Source organism: Xylella taiwanensis (assembly GCF_013177435.1).
Lineage (GTDB): Bacteria > Pseudomonadota > Gammaproteobacteria > Xanthomonadales > Xanthomonadaceae > Xylella > Xylella taiwanensis.
Map to the genome: position 1 here is coordinate 229,666 of NZ_CP053627.1, position 21,838 is coordinate 251,503.

Consider the following 21,838-nt stretch of genomic DNA (forward strand, 5'->3'; position numbering starts at 1 on the left):
GATGTTCATTAATTTCAAATGCTAGCAGACCCATTCGATATTCAGCGGGTTGAACACTGGCGGCAACGCGATCTGCGCGTACTGTGGCATCCATGCACGCAAATGCGTGAGCATCCACACACACTGCCGTTAGTGCCCATCGTCCGTGGTGAAGGTGCGTGGTTGGTTGGCTACGATGGGCGCCGTTACCTGGATGCAGTCAGCAGTTGGTGGACAAATCTTTTCGGCCATGCTGAGTCCCGTATCAGTGCGGCGATCGCTGCACAGGCCGATACGCTGGAACAGGTGATGTTGGCTGGTTTCAGCCACGAACCGGCGGTGCGTCTGGCTGAAGCGTTGCTGCGGCTCGCACCACGCCAGAGTGGGCGCGAGCCGTTGTCCAAGGTGTTTTACGCTGACAATGGCTCGGCTGGAGTAGAAGTCGCGCTGAAAATGGCTTTCCATTACTTCCGCAATCGCGGGGAAGATCAACGCACGCGATTTATCGCGTTACATAACGGTTATCATGGAGAAACCATTGGTGCTCTTGCGGTGGGTGATATCCCGTTGTACCGGCGTGTTTATGCTCCATTGCTGGCCGATGTGTTGTTTGCGCCTTCGCCTGACGCCTATTTGGCGGAGCCCGGTCAGAGCGCCACAGAATATGCATTACAGGCAGCCACAGCGTTGGAAGCGTTGTTCAAGCGTTACCCTGGGCAAATTTGTGCGCTGATTCTGGAGCCGCGCCTGCAATGTGCCGGTGGCATGCGCATGCACGATCCGGTGTACCTGCATCGTGCGCGCCAACTTTGCGACGCACACGGTGCGCTCCTGATTGCCGATGAGATTGCGACCGGTTTCGGACGCACAGGCACACTATTCGCTTGCGAGCAAGCCTGCTCCGCCATCCCAACGGATACTGATAGCAGGGGCATCATGCCGGACTTGTTGTGCCTGTCTAAGGGCCTGACCGGTGGTTTCCTACCCCTGGCCGCAGTGCTGACAACGCAGCAACTCTACGAGGCATTTCTTGACGATAGCCGCGAACGCGCTTTTCTCCATTCACACAGCTACACGGGCAACCCGTTGGCTTGCGTTGCAGCGCTGACGACACTGGATATCTTCGAGAATGACCATATCATCGAACGCAATCACGCTACTGCAACACGTATGAAACAATTGGCTGCACCACTGTCCGAGCATCCGCACATTGCTGATGTGCGCCAGGCTGGTATGGTCGTGGCATTTGAAGTGACCCGCGACGGCAACAAACGTACGCCATTCCCGGCACAGGCACGATTTGGCTTGCACGCTTACCGTGCTGCGCTGGCGCGTGGAGTGGTCCTGCGTCCGCTCGGCGATGTGGTGTATTGGATGCCCCCCTACTGCGTGGATGAGGAGCAACTGTATTTGCTTGCTGAGACCACCCGCGCTGCGATCGACGAAGCGACTGCATGCGTTTGACCCGTTGTCATGTCAATTTGCCACTAGTTATTGGCAGCGAAATTCTGCTTCCAGAATTGGTTACCAACCACCTATTGCGTGTACTGCGTCTGTGCGAGGGTGATACCTGTGTGCTATTCAACGGTGACGGCCATGATTATTCAACGCGCCTCATTGTCAAGGGCAGGCGCGAGGCACGCGTACGAATCGAAGGCGTTGCTGAGGTGTGTAATGAATCGCCATTGGCGATCACCTTGGTCCAAGCAATCGCACGCGGCGAGAAGATGGATTTGATTCTTCAGAAGGCGACTGAATTAGGCATCGCTGCAATCGTGCCGGTTGATACTGAACGGACGGGGGTGCGCCTGGATGGCGAACGCCTAGCCAAGCGGCTGGCACACTGGAGCAAAGTGGTCATCTCGGCTTGTGAGCAGTGTGGGCGCGCGCGCGTGCCAGCAGTACAGATGCCGCATGCATTGCAAGCGTTGAGGGAAACACTTCATCCGGACACGTTGCGTCTGATTCTCGACCCGCAAAGTGAACATCGATTGGCAACACTATCGAGGCTGACACCATCTGCCGTCACAATTGCGATTGGTCCCGAGGGCGGCTGGTCCCCCCGTGACCTGGAAATACTGAAAGATGCAGGTTTTATTGGTTTTGGCTTGGGACCGCGTATTTTGCGTACTGAAACTGCAGGATTAGCGGCAATCGCTGTGTTGCAAGCACAGCTTGGCGACCTGTAGTGCTTATTCTGATTTCATGCCTCACACGGGCGTAGCATTCAGCCGCTATAGCCGACGTTGACTGATTGCAACAGCGTGTGGCTAACGCATCGTTTCCTGTTCGATAAGATGCGTGATGAGATTGTTAGCGGTTTGGGAACTCGCGATTTTCCGCAGAAGACTGCCAGTCAGCATATGGGCTATGAACCCCCTTGCACAGTCAGTGACACAGTGACATGAATAATCCGTATGCAATGCAGTCTTATTAGGAATTATCGATTTTCATATTGCTCACTTTAATATTCTTTCTTTTCGAAGTCATGCCGAGTAGCCCTCTTATGATCGAAATGTTGGTCTGACGAGATGTATTCTATTTTTAATGCGGGGTACTGGATAAATCCACATCATTTACTGAAGAATGACTGTTTGTATTCTCTTGGTGGAGTCAGAATGAGCATGATTTCCCCCCATTAGCATCTATTCTGGCCCATGGCTGTTATCACGTGCTGATGTTGAGGTATTTAGGTATGACGATCAGTCTGCGGAGCGAAGAAGATATAGGTGAGGGACCGTTGAAGAGGGTGCTTTGTGATTTCAGTCACAGATCTTTATCTTGCAGACAAAGTCACTGTGGCATCATGTTTTTTCATCGGTTAGCAGCAATTTTTCAACAAAATTCAGAGTGAGACCCTGAGGGTAGATATTCAACGACGACAATCAATGTCATTGAGGGCTGGCAACTAGTGCTGTTGATTGTCGAAGTATAAGGTGCGACTGGATGTTATTTTCTATTAGATTAAAATTTTCTTAAATGAGTAATGTGAAATCACTACAGTAAAGCATGATAGGTAGATGACAACTTGTGCATCTGTGAAATGCTTGCTCTATATGTGAAGAGGTTGATGAGGGGATCGAATTCAGTTTTGCAGTGAAGATTCAATATCTCCAAGCAGTATTAAGAAGTGTCCGGGATTAATGTGCTGCGTACCATGTTTATTGGATGTCATAATGAGTCAGTGGCGACACTGATGTGGCGCAGTGTCTGGTAGCGGTGATGGAAGTCCCGATAGGTCCTGACCAACTTGGTGATGGTGGTGCACGCCAGCATGCCGTCAAGGGCTCAAAAATACCTGAGCGCAAGCGCCTGATAGCTCCCAAAGTGGCTTCAGTACCAGATTGACTCTGGTGTTGGACGCTTTTATCAAGCTGTTGCGGTTCATCATTAACTGCAGGATAAGCAGAGGAGATTCGGTATGCACAGGATCGTATTGACTATCTACCTGCTAAAGCTGCCATTACCGACAAGCGGACCAGTATTGCCTGTGTATGAGTGATTCGATTCAACAGTCCCAAGGGTATCATTGTGCTGGATTCTAATTGCAAGTCGAAACGTGCTTCAGTTGAGGCGTAACATGAAATGCGCAATGGGTTGGAGCACTTGTTCAACCATATCGAGCATTTTCATCGACTCTTCATGTGTGGCGACAAGCGTGCTAGCCGCAGTCTCTTATTCGTTTCACTTGTTTTGTACGTTTGAACCATGCGTGAAAATCCAAACACAACTTGAAACATGCATCTATTTCGGTGGTCGCCAGCCCGAGGTTGCTGTTAACACCAATGACATTTGTTGGATGAGCCGAACGTTTTTTTAAATCTTGAGAGAAGTGCTTTTAGAATTTTTCACTCTGTTCTTGAACGTGGCATTGCCACACCAGAAATGAGTCGGTTTATTTTCAAGATCCAGTGATGGATCTTGAGATACTCGGCGGCATTTAATCACTGACTCTGAATTTTGAACGATTTAGTCTACTTCAAGATTAACTGGACATCGCCAATTCAATCAGTTAGCACATTATCTGGAGCTTGAAATCGTCGGTGTAAGGACGCCAAGGGATGATGTGGCATGAATACATTCAGGTTTGATGAACATATCGCTTCGTGGCGGCTGTCCCAGCCTGGCAAGTTCATATCACCACGATAGCAACGACTCCTGTAGACTATGTCTGCTTGCATAGCAACCGTCTTTTTTCCTGCAGGATGCCGGCCGCTGGACTCTTTTGCGCGCCGCCCCTTGTCCGATTCTTTATCGCCTTGCATGCCGATCGTACGCGTTGGTGCTGCGTTCGTCCTTTTAATTTTTCTCGCAGCGCGGTTCACGGGAACGCTCCGAGCTACCACTGTACGATGCGTCGGCTCTGGTCGGTGCAAGTGCTTTTCAGGAGAGTTCTAAATGAACTTCGAAACTTTGGGATTGTTGCCTTCCTTACTGCGTGCCCTTAGCGAGCAGGGTTACCAATTTCCGACTCCAATCCAGCAGCAGGCGATTCCGCTAGCGTTAGCTGGTCACGACCTGCTTGCCGCTGCGCAAACAGGGACTGGTAAGACGGCTGCGTTTGGCTTACCTGTATTGCAACGCCTGATGATAGCTTCATCCAACGTTGGTAACGGTAAGCCGCGTGCCTTGGTGCTGACACCGACACGTGAATTGGCTACTCAGGTCCATGAGAGCCTACGTGGTTACGCCAAGTATCAACGTGTACTAAGTACGGTGATTTATGGTGGAGTGGGGATGGGGCATCAGTTGGATGCACTGCGCCGCGGCGTGGATTTGTTGATTGCCTGCCCGGGCCGGTTGATTGATCATATTGAACGTCGCAGTGTGGACTTGTCAGATGTCGAGATCTTGGTGCTGGATGAGGCTGATCGTATGCTTGACATGGGTTTCCTCCCTTCAATTAAACGTATTCTGGGCAAACTCCCGCGGCAGAATCGCCAAACTCTGCTGTTCTCGGCGACCTTTGCTGAGCCGATTAAACAGTTGGCGCTAGAGTTCATGCACCGCCCACGTGAGGTGATGGTAGCGCCGCATAACACCATCGCCGAGACCATTACTCATCGTGTGCATCCGATCGAGGTGAGCCGCAAGCGTGAATTGTTGTTGCATCTGTTAGCTCAAGACAGCAGAGTGCAGACCCTGGTGTTTGTGCGGACAAAACATGGCAGTGACAAGCTTACTGCGTTCCTGGAAAAATACGGGATCAAGACAGCGGCGATCCACGGTAATAAGACTCAGGGGCAACGTCTGCGTGCATTAAACGGTTTCAAAGCAGGGCGGGTTACCGTGCTGGTGGCCACTGACATTGCTGCGCGCGGCATTGATATCGAACAATTGCCAAAGGTTATCAATTACGATTTGCCCATGGTCGCCGAGGATTATGTACATCGCATTGGCCGTACCGGACGCAATGGTGTGCAGGGCGAGGCCATTTCATTAGTCACTCAGGAAGACGCTAAATTGCTCCGTCAGATCGTGCGTTTGCTCAATCGTGATATGGACATCCGGGATGTACCTGGTTTTGAGCCTCAAGTCCCAATCCGTTGGGGCAACAATGCTCCCGGAAAAATCAAGCAGCCTGGTGGACAACCACCACCGCGTAAGAGTCAACATACCCGGCGTGCGCTCGGCAAAGCATCTGTGCAGACGTATACCTTACCGAAACAATCGGTTGGACAACGTAGCAACGGGTCCCGTAACCGTGATGGAATGCGCCCAGCTCATCAACGTGGCTGACCTTTGCCCACATATCGGTGATCAGAGCACAGTGTCACTGTGCTCTTACTGCGTTTTTGTTGCACGACAACACGATGGATATCTTTAAGGTCTTCATCATCGAAGCAGCCCATTGCCTGCCTCACGTGCCGGCTGGTCACAAGTGTGCTCGTTTGCATGGGCATTCTTTTCGGATCGAGGTACATGTCAGTGGTACATTGGATCCTGATACTGGGTGGATCATGGATTTCAGCGATTTAAAGCATGCTTTCCAGCCGATTTACGATCAACTGGACCACCATTACCTCAACGAAATTGAAGGGTTGGAAAACCCAACCAGTGAACGGTTGGCGATGTGGATATGGGACCGACTCAAACCGGTGCTGCCGGCATTGAGCGAGATTGTGGTGCATGAAACCTGCACCTCAGGATGCCGCTACCGTGGCTGATCAACGTGCTGGTAGACATTGCGGCAGGAATGGTGAATCTCTGTGTCTACGTTGTATCAGATACTAAGGCTCCGAAAATCGCATCACTGTAATGTAAAACTTGCAAATATTTGTAGATGATCGATATTTCTGGAATGTTTTCTTGGAATAAGATCATGATGCTGAAAAGGAATAAGTGTGATCTCATATTCCGTTGATAATGTGTTTTTGATGAGTTTTATGTTGATGATTGTTACTTCTGACCAGATATGTTCCAAGTGGTACTGCATCTTGGATGTGGCGCAAGCCAAATGATCGGCAGCATCGAGAAATCTTTAGCGATTTGATCGTGCTACCCAATGCACGTTGCTTCCAGTCTACTTGGAGCGTTGATGTCACAACAGGATATTTTGAGGGTTACTATTATTTGAAATTCTCATTCATTCTCGAACGGATAGATTGTCAAAAATATTTGTTTGGTTACATTCCTGGGTTGCTTTATTAAGATTGATATGATCGAAATCTATGTCACAGCATCAAGAAAAATTATTCTGAAGTGACATCAATCGAATATCTATACTGCTAGTCACATCGAACCGATGACTAAAGTGTGTTATTAACTTTGAATGAGTCTGAGATGACTGGTACGGATGACATCCGATTGATGTTGTCAGGTTCGCATGTTCAATAAAATATTGGGTTCCATCTCATCCTGAGATCAGTGGGTGCTGCAGGGCAAGCGAGTATAGGTTAAGGATGATGTTGAAGGCGTGATGTTGGATAGGATGCTGTTCCGATATTTAGGCAGCTGAGATGCGATTTATCAGTAGACAATGTTGATTGAATATCATCTGCTTCAAATCGATGGCCAAGAATGTCCTGTCCATCATCTGTGCTGTTCCTGGAAAGTCAGTCTAGTCGGTGATCCTTGATTAACCGCACGTTGTAATCTACCTCTGGATGCGATGTCTGCGTTAGTCATGTTGGTGCACACGTTCATGAAAGGTGACAATGTACGTATACCGGTGGCTACATTGATTCCATGTTGAGTTTTGCAGGTTACGCTGTCTAACAGCGCTCATAAATGTGTCTGGGTCTATTCCTGAGTGCAGTGTTCATCGCGGTTCTAACAGTGAATTTGATTTCTGTGGGGTATGGGCGCGGGCAGTGCAGGAATAAAGATGTGGCTATAGTTCATCAAGCGTGCAGAATCTAAAAATGGTTTCGTGTTGTTGTGATGCCGCTATGGGGAAGTGACTGTAGCTTTGGATGGCCCGTGGTAACGGACGATGGTTCTCTTTGTTTAACTATCCAATACGTAGCAATGCTGTTGCGCTGTTCATAACATGTTCTAAGCGTGATAGCACGAATGCATATTCAACAGCATTCTTTATATTTTTCTCAAAAGTATTAGTGAGAACCTGTTGAATTTGTTGTTGTCCGGATACAAGGGGGCGATGTTGGACGCGATAACCTTTTGTTCGTTAGACGCGTTGCTTGTCTAGGTACCTTGATACAGTGATATGGTAGAGGAAAACGTGAAAGCCATGACTTGAGTAGTGCAGATTAGGTACTGACGTCGGTGCCACCGTCGATGTGTCGAATCGTCTCAGGTGCTTTCACTGCTCTTCGGGGCAAGGTTCATGATATTGACGATGTTTGGATCCTGCTGCCGGGAGGGCCGGCAATATTTCGTGGTTGTCAATCGAGGTTACGATGCAGGTAAGTGTGTAGCAGGATTATTGCAACACACGTACCTGTAGGCTGTGATTCCCTTCAATTCACCCTGCAAGTGGATACTTTTTGTTGGCGTGTTTGCTAAATCCGGTCAAGGTGTTTGCTGGCACTTGGTAAAAATTTTATTGAAGTCCTTGGTGATTATCCAAGGTTGAGCACATACTGACCCAGCATCCCAGCCTTACGTTGGTATCATCGGTGCTGGGAGATACTTTGCGTAATCTGTGTGCTCTGATTAGGACTGCTGGTAAGTTTTACGATCATTTTCTGTGGTCTTGTTTCGGTGTATTGGCGATTTGGTCAAAGTCTTGCAGTAGATCATCCATTAACGGTGCCATCTTTTTCTGGATTGCGACCATCAGGTTTTGCATCAGTGCTGGGGTTTTGTCGAGCAGGGTTTGGCCTGCTGGGCTCTCGTAGAATTCAGCCATTGCAATCACGTCTTCCCGGCTGAAGCTGCGCTTGTACAAGTCCGTGTAAAGCGGCTGCAGTTCTGACCATGACAGGGTTTTGCGGATTGCCTGTTTGGTACGTTCATGGATTTGCGCCAGCTTAGCTTTTTGCGCCGTGTTTAAAGTGTGCCCTGCTGCGATCTGGTCAAATTGTTTTTGCTGCATTGCCTCGATCTGAGGCAGCATAGAATCAAGTACACTCTGTGCGCGTGAAGCTGATAATAGGCGGTTTACGTCGGCGTCACTGGGTGGTGCGGCCGTGGCCAGAGGCATCGCCATGGACATGGCGATGAATAGGGTAAAGCAGCGGAGGCGGTGGAAGGTGGGCATCATGATGTATCTCCTGATAGGTAATCCTTGCTCATCATACGGGATTGCGATACGCGTGGTCGTTGCTTTACCGATACAATGACCGCATGTGGCACGCGCGCTCTGCTGATCTGATTCACTAAGATGACTCCTGCCTAGGGAATTGCCGAGATGTTTTTATGCCTTCTTACGTTGGAATAACCGGCTCTTGATTGGGGAAAGTGGATTCATCATTGATGCTCAGTGTTTCCGTCCTCAGAAGCATCGCAGCGAGGATGCTCGTATGCATTTAGCCCATATTATCAATGCTGTTTGGGTGGCATCCAAGCGTTATATTGCTATACGATCCATCCGTAATGTGTGGTTGCGTCACATCAATATCGATGTGTGAGTGTAGCGAACGCAAGTGCATGTATCCCTCGTTTCATTGGGAGTCGCAGTGACCCAGACCGAACCGATGTTTCCTCCTGTGCCTCAGATCGATACTTTGCAAAACCCATTCCCAGAGAATATGCCGCGTATGCACGGCCCTTTAGTTCGTTGGTTGGGTCGTACTGCGCTTAAATTGAGTGGCTGGCGTCTAATTGGGGTTGTGCCCAATCAGAGCAAGATGGTCATCATCGTGGCTCCGCATTCGTCATACTGGGATGGTTTTTTGGGTTTCGCCTCTAAATTTGCAATTGGTAGCGAAATACGCTTCCTTTCCAAGGCTAGCTTGTTTTGGTGGCCTCTAGGCCCGCTGCTGCGCTGGATTGGTTGCATTCCCCTGGATCGTAGGTTCCCTCAGGGGACTGTGAGTCAGGCAGTACGTGCCTTTCGTGACTCTGAACGGATGTGGTACTTGCTGACTCCGGAGGGCACGCGGAAGCGGGTGGAACGGTGGAAGCCCGGTTTCTGGAAGATCGCCAAGCATGCCGGTGTGCCTATTATTCCGGTGTATCTGGATTATCCTAGCAAGACCATCGGTATTGGTGAGCTTTTTTGGCCAGGCGATGATATGGATAACGACATTGCTGCAATCCGTGCTTGGTACAAGCCTTGGCGTGGGAAGCATTTTGAAAGGCTTTGACTAACTTCTTCTGTCTGCAGATCGCGATACTTTCAGCGCTCCGGCTCGCCCATCATGACACTGTGTGGTAATGGTCTGGAAAAATAACCGGGTTTTTCTTTGAATTACCACAAATTTGGGTGTCGTCCACAGTGTTCCTGTGGTGATATTCATGAAATGTGCTGAGCTTTTTTCTAACATCTCAATATCTTCATAAAGTGCTTCTGGATCCATTATTTTCAGATACTGTAGCGCTTTTATTCCCGCTTCACGTATCTGCTGATGTCACCGTGTCAATGCACTTAGGGCGGATGACTGCTTTGGGTGAAACAAGTTTTCACCTTTGAAGAAAAGATGGGAATTGTCATCATTTCAACCAAATAATAGCAGCTGCGAAGCGGATAGCCCTGCAGAAATTGCAGAAGGGTCTTTCATCATTTCTAACTAATTGCAAGGTACTGCTTTAACTGAGTAGAAGTGCTTGATCAGATGTTGAGTTTTTACAGGGTGTGCTTGTAGTTATACAGTCTTTTGTGGATTGGCTTGGAGCGAATCAGGAACTGTTGGTGCATTTAATTTTCATTGATCATCACGTATTTTGCTACAAGATGTGGAAGCAACACCGTGTGATCTTTAACGTCATAAAACTTGCCTTGACGTGCTGTGAAATCCACTTAGGATCGTCCCGATACCCAATACGTTGACATGTGGAGGTCGGTTAACCCAATTTTATGAATGGACTGAGTTTTAGATCGCTTTATAAACACAGCAGTGCTTTCAGGGAGGGATCTTTAATAGGATATTATCCGGATTCGCTGTTTCTAGTCCGATAAGTATCGATTATCGGCGTATTGGTGCGGTATCTACTATGGAGCACACGTGGTTCACTTTCGATGGCTTACTGTGAATTACTAAAGTGTTTGGGCGATCCATGTTGGTTGTAACTCTTTTCCACCATACACAACAGAAAGGTACTCATCACTTGCACGTAGACGATGGATACGTCACTGCTCTGACATGGTGCTGTGTGAACTAATGACTGATGGGGAAGTGTTATTCAATCATCAATATGGCAGTACTAACACAGAAGAATACTTTTAGTGCGATGCATGATTTGGTCGCAGATCATACAAGCAGTGACTTAGGTGCGTGACTGTTGGTCTGTAGTTCGGGTGAACGGTATGTTATCTGGCGATACTGCACCACCAGAGATGATGAAACTCATCGCCTGATCCACACTCCAGCCGGTAGGCGTGAGTAGTTCCACAGGGACGATTTCGAGATATCCAGAGGTTGGATTAGGCGTGGTCGGCACGTATACGGTTGCCAGTTCTCTGCCAGTATCGCGTTCGCGTATTACCCGTGTTACCAGACCAACCGCTTTCATGTCTCGGTGCGGGAAATCGATCAGTACTACCCGTTGAGTGCTACCGGGTTGAGTCTGCAGAATGTCCAATAGTTTGCGGGCGCTATCGTAAATGACACTGGCGAATGGGATGCGGCGCATGATGACTTCGAACCAGTGCAGCAGGCGCTGCCCGATCATACGTCGGCTGAGTGCCCCTACGGATAGGATTGCCAGAAGCGTTACCGTTAGAGCAATTGTATTCTGCACCCATAATGCTTGAATCCAGCCAAGGTAGTCAGGGAAAGATGCAGCGATGCGCTGCGACAGTGGTACTACCCAAGGACTGCTGATACCTGAGAGCAGCGAGAATACGAACTTGACGACCACCCAGGTCAGCCATACTGGTAGCAGTGTCAATAAGCCGGTGAGGAAGATGCGTTGCAGGGAGGGGCGTTGAGGAAGTGAGGAGGTATTTGGGGACATCTTGTTATTGTAGGGAATAGTGGGCAGCGCAGGTCAATGCAGTGTCAGTGTATTGGTCGTGACGGCGCGGTCCTGTTGATATCAGTATCCCGGAGCCCGTGTAGCTTGACTGGTTTTTTGGTGGGATGTGTCATTGCAGCCAGTACGGAGAGCTCAAACTGATAAAGAGATATCTGTCAGATGCGTTTCGGTGGAGTTGCCTGGATGTTTTTCAGTGTTTGGTTGTTGTGTTGGTGAACTCATTTCACATGCGCGAGGAGCGTGTTTCTTGGTCCGTAAGGTATTTGGATCGGTCTTGATGCTATCCAGTGTCCAAGCGGGTTTCCCATATGTTTTAACAATGCATTGCTTGCGGACAGAGGTTTGGTATCGGTAATAGAAACCTGGAGGCTGTCTGTGTCAGATTGGTGCCGGCTTGCGCTTGGTGGCCTAAAGGGGAGCTAGTAGATTTCAGGATCAGATCATACAGCGGATGCAGTATTCCACATTTATCTGTGTTGTATGTTGTTAGCCTCAATATGTCTGAGTTGCAGCGTTTGCTGCTTAAATGGTGCTGATTACAGTCGATTGCTTGGCAGGATATGCCATGTTTATAAAGCACACAGAAGTGAAAGCGAGTCTTTCTTTAAATTATTTAGCTGGCTTGGTAGTACTTATGCTTGGCGGCGAGGCTATTTTTCGGTGGCAATGTGTTTGGTTTCGGGGTCGTATCTCGAGCCCAGAACTGCTTTGCTGGAAGCAGCCTGGTGTAGTGAGGGCCAGGGACGGCACGATGTCTCCCCAGGGACTTTGCGGCAAGGGGCGCCTTCAGTTGTACTCCAATGCTGTTGCATGCCCGGCGAGCGCAGGTGACAGCCAACTGTGTGAGCCCAATGCGGTGAAGCCGGCTGCGGTGAAACGGCGCCGGTACCAACCTGCCGGGCGCGGCTGAAAGCCTGTAATGTCACCGTCGAATGCGTCTTGGGCGGTAAAGATCTCTAGAAATGCTATACCGCCGCATAGCTCCGCAAGCCCCGGCAGAGCGCGCGTCAGTTCACGGGTCCGAACGTAATGCAGCACATCTGCACACACGAGCAAGTCCACCGGAGCACATGGGCGTAACCAGGAAAAATCACCGATCTGTGCTAGATGCAAGTTGCGTTGTATGCCATAGCGGCGTATCGCGTACTTACTACTATCAAAGCCTAGGTAGCGTACATGCGGCCGCAACATGAGTAACGGTTTGCGCCAAGCACCCTCGCCACAGCCGATGTCCAGCACACTACGGATCGGTCGTTCTAGGTAATACTCGGCCTGTGATACGGCCAATGTGACCTTACGTCGCAGCCGTGCTGGGCTGCCCAGTTTCGCCTGACGGTACCAATGGTCAAAATAGTGATGATCATACGATTTGTCCATTCTGGACACTCGTTTCCTATGCGACATCGGCAAAAATGCTAAGTATCCTAATGTGAATCGACGGAGTTAACCTATGGCTTTGTACTTCTGGATCAAGACATTTCATCTGCTGTTCGTGATTGCTTGGATGGCGGCCGTCTTCTACCTGCCGCGTATCTTGGTCAACGTCGCCGAAGTCAATGGTCAGTCGGAGGTACAGACACGCCTGACGCAGATGGGGCGGCGTTTATACGTGTTCGGGCACATCATGTTTGGGTTGAGTTTCTTACTTGGTTTGCTGTTGTCGTTGGGTTATCGCGTTATTCCTGCGTTTCCAACCATGGTTGGAAACGGCAGCAATTGGTTGCATGCCAAGGTTGGGTTGGTGATGTTGATCGTTGTGCATTACATAGTGTCTGGGTACTGGCTCAAGCATGTCGCGCGTGGAGGCGCGCTGCCGGCAGCACGTACGCTACGCTTGTTCAATGAAATCCCGGTGGTTCTGCTGGTCGGCATCCTTTGGCTGGCATTTGCCAAGCCATTCTGAGTCGGCCCAATCCAGTGTGGTGAGAGCGGCGTACTGTTTCGCCTGGGCTTCTTTGAGTTTTGTCCGCTACTAGCGTCCGCACGTGGTAGCAGGTTCATGGTGATTGGGAGGCCACTTCATTCCGGTGGTATTGGCAGTGTTTTTGACCAGCTATGTACGCGATGTTTCAATGGTTCTCGTAGGCCCCATAAGCGCGCAGGCGTTTGTAACGCTGATTGAGCAGCGTTGCAACCGGAACTTTCTCCAATGCTTCGAGTTCATTGAGCAGTACTGCTTTCAGACGCTTGGCCATCTGTTGTGGATTGCGGTGTGCGCCGCCAATTGGCTCGCGGACCACTTTGTCGATTAGGCCGAATTCTTTCAGTCGGCGTGCAGTGAGATTGAGTTGTTCAGCAGCATCGCTCGCCTTGGTGGCGTCCTTCCATAGGATCGAGGCGCAGCCTTCGGGGGTGATGACGGAGTACGTGCTGTACTCGAGCATCAGTGTACGGTCTCCGATGCCGATCGCCAAAGCACCACCGGAACCGCCTTCGCCGATCACGGTGCAGATGACGGGGATCTTCAGCTCGGCCATTTCAATGAGATTGCTGGCGATTGCTTCCGATTGATTACGTTCTTCGGCGTCGATACCGGGCCAGGCACCCATCGTATCGATGAACGTCAACAGAGGGAGACCGAAGCGTTCAGCCAGCTTCATCAAGCGCAATGCTTTACGGTAGCCTTCGGGCTTAGGCATGCCAAAGTTGCGCATCAAGCGTTCTTTGTTGTCACGCCCTTTTTGATGTCCGATAAGCATCACGGGACGGTGGCCGATGCGGGCGAGGCCTCCAACGATTGCTTTATCGTCGGCAAAGGCGCGATCCCCGGCTAATTCCTGGAACTCGTCGCAGACAATGGACACGTAGTCCAGGGTGTAAGGGCGCCGTGGATGTCGGGCCAATTGTGAGATTTGCCAAGCCGACAAATTGCGGAAGATCTGCGCAGTGCGCAGCCGCAGCTTGTTCTCAAGTGCGCGCACTTCGGTGTCGACATTGATCGCCGGACCGGTGCTGGCGGTACGCAGCTCCTGAATCTTGGTTTCCAGATCGGCGATGGGTTGCTCGAAGTCGAGATAGTTTGGATTCATGGCAAACCGTCTTTGACGTAAGGCGGCAAGTGTAGCCGAATAACTCCGCAACCTGACGTGGATTGTTTCCGTGTGTGGTCTGCTGTGGTCTTGTTCACTGCACCCAAGGTGGAGTGTATTTGACCTTAAGCGTATACACAGCTGGGTCCTTTTGCAGCTCATCCAGCAGTGATTGTTCGATACGCACAGACTGGTGGCTGCTCAAGTCGAGCATGCCAGCGACGGGCCCCTGGGTTGAATTCAGCAGCATATCCAGGCGCAATGTGGTGTTCCCGGGGCGATGGCGTGCCAGGATGGCGTCGATCCTCTTCCATGCTTGAGGGGAGCGCAGGTCGACACGTAGCGACAAGCGTTGCGCATAGTCCGTACAGATTTGCGCGTAATCCCAGCATTGACGGATACGTAGGCTGTAGCCACCGTTAAATTCATCTTCCCGCAGACCACCCTTGACGATCAGTACGCGGTCGCGGGTTAACAGGTGACCGAACTCTGCCATCGTTTCCGAGAACGCACTGCACTCAACCCGACCGCGTCCGTCTTCAAGTTGTACAAATACTTGGCTGTCTCCCTTGCGGCGCACACCGACAACCAATCCCGCCAGGATGGTGTTTACCTCCGGGAACCACGTGCGTTTTTCACCGTTGCCACGTTGCTGGGAGCCAAGAATTCTTTCAATCGCATTGGCGTTCAGATCGCAGCCAACAAGCTCCTTAATTTCCTTACGATATGGATCGAACGGATGGCCGCTGAAGTAAAGGCCCAGAGTTTCCCGCTCTCCGTTCAGTATGCGTGTCAGTGGCCATTCTTCGGATTCTTGAAGATCCAATTCGATTGCTGGTGTGCTCGGGTCTGAGTTGCCGAAAAGCGAGTTTTGCCCGGACTCGCGTTCTCTGGACATCTGTTCGGTCGCTTTGATGACTTCTGGTAGTTGGAGCATGAGCGAGGCGCGGTTTTTGCCTAGTTCGTCCAGTGCGCCAGCATGGATCATGGCCTCAAGTGCACGCCGGTTGAGTTTGGCTGAGGCAACCCGGGTGCAGAAATCGGGCAGTGAAGTGTACGGACCGTTGTGCAACCGTTCTTTGACAACGGCCTCGCAGACGCCTTGTCCGACACCTTTGATAGCGCCGAGGCCGTATTGGATGGTGTCGGCATGAGTCGCCTCGAACATGTAGGTTGAGTCATTGATCCGTGGTGGCAGTACCTTCAGATCAAGGTTGCGTGCCTCGTCGAGGAAGCCGACGACCTTGTCGGTGTTGTCCATGTCCGAGGACAGCGTGGCTGCCATGAACTCAGCAGGGTAATGGCGTTTGAGCCAGGCGGTTTGGTAGCTGACCAGCGCGTATGCAGCGGCGTGCGATTTATTAAAGCCGTAGCCGGCAAATTTCTCCATGAGGTCAAAGATTTCATCTGCTTTGATAGCGTCTACGCCACCCTTGGCTGCGCCCTCACGGAAGATCTCGCGGTGCTTGGCCATCTCGGCAGGTACTTTCTTTCCCATTGCGCGGCGTAGCAAGTCGGCGCTGCCCAGCGAGTAACCACCGACAATCTGGGCCATCTGCATGACTTGTTCCTGGTACACCATGATGCCGTAGGTGTCTTTCAGGATGTTCTTGGTGCGCGGATCGGGATAGATAATCTCCTGCTCTCCGTGCTTGCGCGCGGTGAATTCTGGGATCAAGTCCATGGGGCCTGGTCGATACAGAGACACCAGTGCGATCAGATCTTCGAAGCGGTCTGGGCGTGCATCCTTGAGGAGGCGGCGCATGCCTGAGGATTCAAACTGGAATACTGCGCTGGTGTTCCCCGATGCGAAGATGTCTTTGTAAGTTGGTACGTCATCTAGCGGGATTGCCGTGATGTCTACCGGATCAATACCAACGCGGGCGTGGCGCGTGTTGATGGCCTTCACGGCCCAATCAATGATGGTTAATGTGCGCAGACCGAGGAAGTCAAATTTCACCAGGCCGACTTCTTCCACGTCGTTTTTGTCGAATTGAGTGACCGGGTTTTTGCCGCGTCCGTTTTCGTCGTGTTCCGCAAAGAGTGGACAGAATTCAGTGAGCGGGTTCGGTGCGATCACTACACCGCCGGCGTGTTTGCCAGCATTGCGGGTCAGATCTTCGAGTTGGCGTGCCAGGTTTATCAGTTCACGTACGTCCTCCTCGGTTTTGTAGCGTTGCATCAGTTCTGGCGAGGAGGTTTCGTTCGTCTCGCCTTCGCCCATCGCATCTTTCAGGGTGATCCCAAGGGTGTTCGGGATCAGTTTAGCGACACCGTCGACCAGACCATACGGGAAACCCAATACACGGCCGACATCGCGCACCACTGCTTTTGCAGCCATGGTGCCGTAGGTGATGATTTGGCTGACCCGTTCGCGACCGTACTTGCGTGCGACATAGTCGATCACCTCATCGCGGCGTTCCATACAAAAATCGATGTCGAAATCCGGCATCGACACGCGTTCTGGATTAAGAAAGCGCTCGAACAGCAGGTTGTATGGAAGGGGGTCCAGGTCGGTAATCAGTAGCGCCCACGCTACCAGCGAACCGGCACCAGAACCGCGCCCCGGGCCGATGGGGATGCCGTGTTGTTTACCCCACTGAATGAAGTCGGCCACGATCAGGAAGTAACCGGAAAAACCCATCTTGATGATGGTGTCCAGCTCGAATTCCAGACGTGTGAAGTAGTCTGCGCGTGTTTGTCCAGGTGCCAGCGGGTGTTTCAGCAGACGTGCCTCTAGACCGTCGTGTGATTGCTTGCTGATCCAACTGTCCAGCGTTTCGTCATTGGGAATGGGGTAGGCGGGTAAGAAATAGGTGCCCAACCGCATCTCGATGTTGCAGCGTTGTGCCAGGGTGCTTGTGTTGTCCAGTGCGTCTGGGATGTCAGCAAACAGTACCGCCATCTCTTCGGAGGAGCGCAGATACTGCTGTTCGCTGTAATTGCGTGGTCGCTTAGGATCGTCGAGCATGCGTCCGGAAGCGATACAGACACGTGCTTCGTGCGCCAGAAAGTCGCTTGGTGCTAGGAAGCGAACGTCGTTGCTGGCAACCACCGGCAGGCCACGTATGCCGGCGATTTGGAGTGCGAATTGATTGAACTGTTCTTCGCCCTCGCGTCCGGTGCGCGTCAGTTCCAGGTGCAAGCCGTCACCGAACACGCGTTGCCAGTCTGCTAGTTGCTGTTCGGCCAGATCAGCACGACCTTCGGCGAACAGGTATCCAGCCAAGCTGTCGCGCCCGACCAGGGCGAATAGATTTTTGTGGTGGTCACGGACCCAGTCCGGGTGCAACGCCACTCCTCCCTCAGGGCGGTGACCTTCCAGCCAACCACGGCTGATCAGTTGCGATAGATTCAGGTAGCCTGTGTGATCGCGACACAGCAAAGTCATCCGCCACGGTGTTTGCTCTGGTTCGGCGATGATGAGATCGGCGCCGCTGATCGGCTTGATGCCGACGGTTTCAGCGGCCTTATAGAACTTGATCAGTGCGAACAGGTTGTTCAGATCTGTCACCGCCAGTGCTGGCAGTCCGAGTTCAACAGCCCGGCTGATTAGGTTGGCTTGCTTAGCTTTTTTCGGGTGAGCTTGATCTGGTTTTTCGGGCACGCGAATCGTTGAATCCGCCAACGAGAATTCGGTGTGAATATGGAGATGAACGAATGGGGGCGTGGACATGCCGAACCGGCGCAGTAATGCGTTCGGCAGATTAGCTGTGGTCGGAGGAAGGGACAAGCCTTGACAGGGCCTGTCCTGACCCAAGTTTAAGGCGTGTCATAGTAATCATAGTGACGAAGGAGCGATGCTGGAGACTCGTGGGGTAGCTATCTCAGAACCACTTGGTTGCATATGAGTCGAGTGTGTGTGGTACTTGTTCAAAGGAATTTAGGACTTTAGAGCATGTCATGTGTTTGCGTGACTTATTCATCTGTTGGCATGTTTTAAGTGGTGTAAAGGCCATGGAAGCAATCATCGTGCATGGATCAGGACTCCTGTTTGTGCCGACTTTCGGGCGTGGGCTGTCCTAATGGGATACGCATCCTGTCCGGCGAGAACTCAAATCGGGATTGCATTTGCATGGTGTGGAGTGAGTTGGGTCACCAGTATGTGAATGAGGTTTGCCATGTTATAGCTTCGATTAGTGCGCGTTCCGGTCTGGACGGACTCACAGGGGAGTCAATCGATGTTAATTCCTGCCAGTCGCTGCAGCGCTTCAGCGTACTTGGTGCGGGTACGTTCGATGATGTCCTGCGGCAGCGTTGGACCTGGTGCGGTTTTGTCCCACTCCAGTGTCTCCAGGTAGTTACGTACGAACTGCTTGTCGTAACTTGGCGGGCTGGTGCCGACTTGGTATTCGTCGACGGGCCAGTAGCGTGATGAGTCCGGAGTGAGCATCTCATCCATTACGTATAAGCGGCCGTCGATGTCAGTGCCGAACTCGAACTTGGTATCGGCTAGCAGGATGCCGCATTCGGCGGCGTACTTGGCAGCGAAGTGATAAATGCGCAATGTGGCGTCCCGCATACGTTCAGCCAGCTCAGCGCCGACCATCTTGACCATCGTGTCAAAGTCGATGTTTTCGTCGTGGCGGCCGACGGCTGCTTTGGTTGATGGGGTGAAAATTGGTTCAGGTAACTTCTCGGCCTGTCGCAGGCCGTCGGGTAACTTAATGCCGCTGACTTTTCCGGTACGCTGGTAATCCTTCCAGCCGCTGCCGATCAAATAGCCGCGTGCGATTGCTTCAATTCTTACCGGCTTGAGTTTCTTGGTGACTACCGCGCGTTGTGTGTATAGCGCTTTGTCGATGCCGTCAGGGAGTACCCCAGCAACGTCGATGCCAGTCAAGTGGTTTGGCATCAGGTGCTCGGTCTTCTGGAACCAAAAATTGGAAATTTGGCACAATATCTCGCCTTTCCCAGGGATCGGGTCGGGTAGGACAACGTCAAACGCTGAGAGACGGTCAGTGGCGACGATCAGCAGGTATTCCCCGGGTCGCGTGTCGACCGGAAAGCGTTCACGGGGAAGGTCGAATACATCACGGACTTTGCCACAGTGACGCAATGGCAGGTCGGGAAGATCGGATTGCAACAGCGTAGTCAGCACGAGGTGCTCCTCATTAAGTGACGTCGTGATAGCTCGTTTCCGGGGGGGCGGGGATGACTAAACCCACGGTAGAAAAGGGAAACCTAGTGTACGGTGATTTTACTTAGTCCGTAGCTGCTCCTATGGGCTGCGTGCATCGGAGTGAGCGTGCCCTTGAGGCTGCTTCAGACCATCTCAAAATGTGCCAACGGTGTACTCCAATCCTCCTTTGCGATGAGCGGTGATATTTGCCAAAAATCTGAGGTGCGACCCAGGTAGCTTCTAAGTTGGGGGGCAACGGATGTTGTTTCGGCAAACGGGTGAGAATAACCATTGCAAGCGTGTTACCAGCAGGACGTTATAGAGCCGCCGTTAAAGAGGCCTAGGGGCTTTAAAATTTTAAGTAGCCAAATGTCTTCAGGTGATTTTATTCATGGTCTTTACATAAGGCGTGAGTTTTGACTCGGCCTCGGTAGAATATCTACCTAATCTGCCCATTGGCCCGCAATCGTGATGCACTGGTACGGAAAATTGCTTGGTTTCATTGTTGGAGCACTGTTGTTCCGATCCAATCCGGTATTTGGTTTGCTGCTTGGCTTGGTGATTGGTCACGGTGTGGATAAGGGGTGGTTCAAACGTCCAGATGATGATCCTTACCGAGTCATGGGACTGAGTACGGAGGCCACGAATGCCGAGATCGAGTTGGCGTACCGTCGGCTGATGTCCAGGTACCATCCCGATAAATTGGTTCAGGCTGCACCGGAGCTGCGCGAGCAGGCTGAACAGAAGGTGCGCAAAATCAATGCTGCTTATGACCGTATCCAGCGTCGATGCCGGCGTTGATCTTGGCACCGGTATCGCGTCCTTCATTTTCTTTTTCTCAGAGCGTTTCATGTCCGATTGCTTGATTGCTCCGTCGATTCTGTCAGCCGACTTCGCCCGTCTTGGCTCTGAGGTGGATGCCGTACTCGCGGCTGGTGCCGATTGGATTCATTTCGATGTCATGGATAACCATTACGTACCGAATCTGACTATCGGTCCGATGGTGTGCAAGGCGTTGCGTGGCTACGGTATTACTGCGCCGATTGATGTGCATTTGATGGTTGAGCCTGTGGACCGTATAGTCCCTGATTTTGCTCAGGCTGGTGCCAGCATGATCAGCTTCCACATGGAAGCCAGCCGTCATGTGCATCGTACCATCCAGCTCATCAAGTCCCATGGTTGTATGGTTGGCCTAGTACTTAATCCGGCGACATCGGTGGATATGTTGGATTGGGTGCTACCTGAGTTGGATCTTGTGCTGTTGATGTCGGTCAATCCGGGCTTTGGTGGCCAGGCGTTCATTCCTTCTACACTGGACAAGCTTCGCTTGGTGCGTAAAAAGATCGATACGCTTGGTAAGCCTGTGCGATTGGAGATCGATGGTGGAGTCAGCATTGACAATATTGGTGCGATCGCTGAGGCCGGCGCTGATACCTTTGTTGCCGGTTCGGCCATCTTTCAATCACGTGACTATGCTGAGGTGATCGCTCAGATGCGTGCGGCGGTTGCGGCGCTGCGGTGAGATAGCCGTATCGGTGATCGGTCCGATTGCGTTGCATCAGTGAAGTGGCCACATTGATTGGATTCGCAGTGTATGGGTGGGATGCTGAGCTGGTGTTGTTGTGTCATCTTGTGCGGCTGACAGCGGAGATCAGCCGCAGTGACCGAGATGAGGTACCAGAGTCTGGTTGATGGATGCAGATGTGATGTATCAATGACGAAGTACTCTGTCGTTTTGCTGCTGTGCCCTGAGTCAGCATGTTTCAAAGACTGCCTTCCGGAAGAACTGGTAAGTGGGGGTGGTCTCCCATCTACTGTTCCTCATTGCCACATTGTGTGTTTCGAATAGATGCAGTGACCTGGATATAGCATCGTTGTTGTGTATGTACGACTTGGGGGCGTTGCTGCCTTATCCCGTTTTTTCTCCCTTGATGCAGACTTTGTTGAGTTTTGTTGATGTTCAATAGCAAAGCTGCCAATGCTTCTGCGTCCAGGAAAGGGGAATGCGCATTAACACTTTGTGTTGTGTCTTGATGGAATCTCTGTAAAGACATTCGTCGGTTTTTCGTGGGTGGCACATGTCATCGTCGATCAGACAGCGGACTTTGTCTTGGTAGATCATGGTCGAAGTTGTCGATAGCGTTTGACATGGATCACTGATCGC

15 protein-coding genes are annotated in these 21,838 nt (G+C 51.3%); 9 read left to right on the forward strand and 6 right to left on the reverse strand.

The features are described 5' to 3' along the window. Positions 1–18: 18 nt before the first annotated feature. From bioA to queD, 5 genes are all read left to right on the forward strand, one after another. Positions 19–1,443 (forward strand): adenosylmethionine--8-amino-7-oxononanoate transaminase, encoded by a 1,425-nt coding sequence (bioA, locus tag PLS229_RS00860; RefSeq protein ID WP_038271040.1) that lies wholly within the window; start codon positions 19–21, stop codon positions 1,441–1,443. Further along, positions 1,434–2,168, forward strand: coding sequence for a 16S rRNA (uracil(1498)-N(3))-methyltransferase (locus PLS229_RS00865; RefSeq protein WP_038271042.1), 735 nt, complete (start codon positions 1,434–1,436; stop codon positions 2,166–2,168). The genes bioA and PLS229_RS00865 overlap by 10 nt, the downstream gene beginning before the upstream one ends. A gap of 1,009 nt (positions 2,169–3,177) precedes the next feature. Continuing rightward, positions 3,178–3,327, forward strand: coding sequence for a hypothetical protein (locus tag PLS229_RS00870; protein ID WP_160165164.1), 150 nt, complete (start codon positions 3,178–3,180; stop codon positions 3,325–3,327). Between the two features lie 1,050 nt (positions 3,328–4,377). Next, on the forward strand, positions 4,378–5,718 hold the full coding sequence (locus PLS229_RS00875; RefSeq protein ID WP_038271043.1) for a DEAD/DEAH box helicase: 1,341 nt from the start codon (positions 4,378–4,380) through the stop codon (positions 5,716–5,718). Between the two features lie 74 nt (positions 5,719–5,792). Beyond that, complete coding sequence (gene queD, locus PLS229_RS00880) at positions 5,793–6,146, forward strand: 6-carboxytetrahydropterin synthase QueD (RefSeq protein WP_038271045.1); 354 nt, start codon at positions 5,793–5,795, stop codon at positions 6,144–6,146. Between the two features lie 1,976 nt (positions 6,147–8,122). Here the strand turns inward: queD and PLS229_RS00885 are convergent. Next, positions 8,123–8,644, reverse strand: coding sequence for a DUF2059 domain-containing protein (locus PLS229_RS00885; protein ID WP_038271117.1), 522 nt, complete (start codon positions 8,642–8,644; stop codon positions 8,123–8,125). Positions 8,645–9,080: 436 nt separating this feature from the next. Between PLS229_RS00885 and PLS229_RS00890 the strand changes: the two genes are divergently transcribed. Next, positions 9,081–9,692 (forward strand): lysophospholipid acyltransferase family protein, encoded by a 612-nt coding sequence (locus PLS229_RS00890; RefSeq protein WP_236632864.1) that lies wholly within the window; start codon positions 9,081–9,083, stop codon positions 9,690–9,692. Between the two features lie 1,120 nt (positions 9,693–10,812). Here the strand turns inward: PLS229_RS00890 and PLS229_RS00895 are convergent. Together PLS229_RS00895 and PLS229_RS00900 are read right to left on the reverse strand one after the other, a co-directional pair. Next, entirely contained in the window at positions 10,813–11,502 is a 690-nt protein-coding gene (locus PLS229_RS00895) for a DUF502 domain-containing protein (protein ID WP_038271051.1), read from the reverse strand. A gap of 807 nt (positions 11,503–12,309) precedes the next feature. Beyond that, positions 12,310–12,900, reverse strand: a complete 591-nt coding sequence (locus tag PLS229_RS00900; protein WP_038271053.1) for a class I SAM-dependent DNA methyltransferase — start codon at positions 12,898–12,900, stop codon at positions 12,310–12,312. A 73-nt stretch (positions 12,901–12,973) separates the two neighbouring features. On the opposite strand from PLS229_RS00900, the gene PLS229_RS00905 reads away from it, so the two are divergent. Next, positions 12,974–13,426, forward strand: a complete 453-nt coding sequence (locus tag PLS229_RS00905; RefSeq protein ID WP_038271055.1) for a CopD family protein — start codon at positions 12,974–12,976, stop codon at positions 13,424–13,426. Positions 13,427–13,592: 166 nt separating this feature from the next. Here the strand turns inward: PLS229_RS00905 and PLS229_RS00910 are convergent, their stop codons facing one another. From PLS229_RS00910 to PLS229_RS00920, 3 genes are all read right to left on the reverse strand, one after another. After that, the gene (locus PLS229_RS00910; protein ID WP_038271056.1) at positions 13,593–14,552 is read right to left on the reverse strand and encodes an acetyl-CoA carboxylase carboxyltransferase subunit alpha; all 960 of its coding nucleotides are present in this window, start codon (positions 14,550–14,552) and stop codon (positions 13,593–13,595) included. 94 nt (positions 14,553–14,646) lie between these two features. Beyond that, the gene (gene dnaE / locus PLS229_RS00915; protein ID WP_038271057.1) at positions 14,647–18,228 is read right to left on the reverse strand and encodes a DNA polymerase III subunit alpha; all 3,582 of its coding nucleotides are present in this window, start codon (positions 18,226–18,228) and stop codon (positions 14,647–14,649) included. 498 nt (positions 18,229–18,726) lie between these two features. Then, positions 18,727–19,653: a phosphoribosylaminoimidazolesuccinocarboxamide synthase gene (locus PLS229_RS00920; protein WP_038271058.1), complete on the reverse strand. Its 927-nt coding sequence runs from the start codon at positions 19,651–19,653 to the stop codon at positions 18,727–18,729. Positions 19,654–20,145: 492 nt separating this feature from the next. Here PLS229_RS00920 and PLS229_RS00925 point away from each other — a divergent pair, with 492 nt between their 5' ends. Both PLS229_RS00925 and rpe read left to right on the forward strand, forming a co-directional pair. Continuing rightward, on the forward strand, positions 20,146–20,475 hold the full coding sequence (locus PLS229_RS00925) for a J domain-containing protein (protein WP_038271059.1): 330 nt from the start codon (positions 20,146–20,148) through the stop codon (positions 20,473–20,475). Positions 20,476–20,524: 49 nt separating this feature from the next. Then, positions 20,525–21,196: a ribulose-phosphate 3-epimerase gene (rpe, locus tag PLS229_RS00930; protein ID WP_038271118.1), complete on the forward strand. Its 672-nt coding sequence runs from the start codon at positions 20,525–20,527 to the stop codon at positions 21,194–21,196. Positions 21,197–21,838 lie beyond the last annotated feature (642 nt).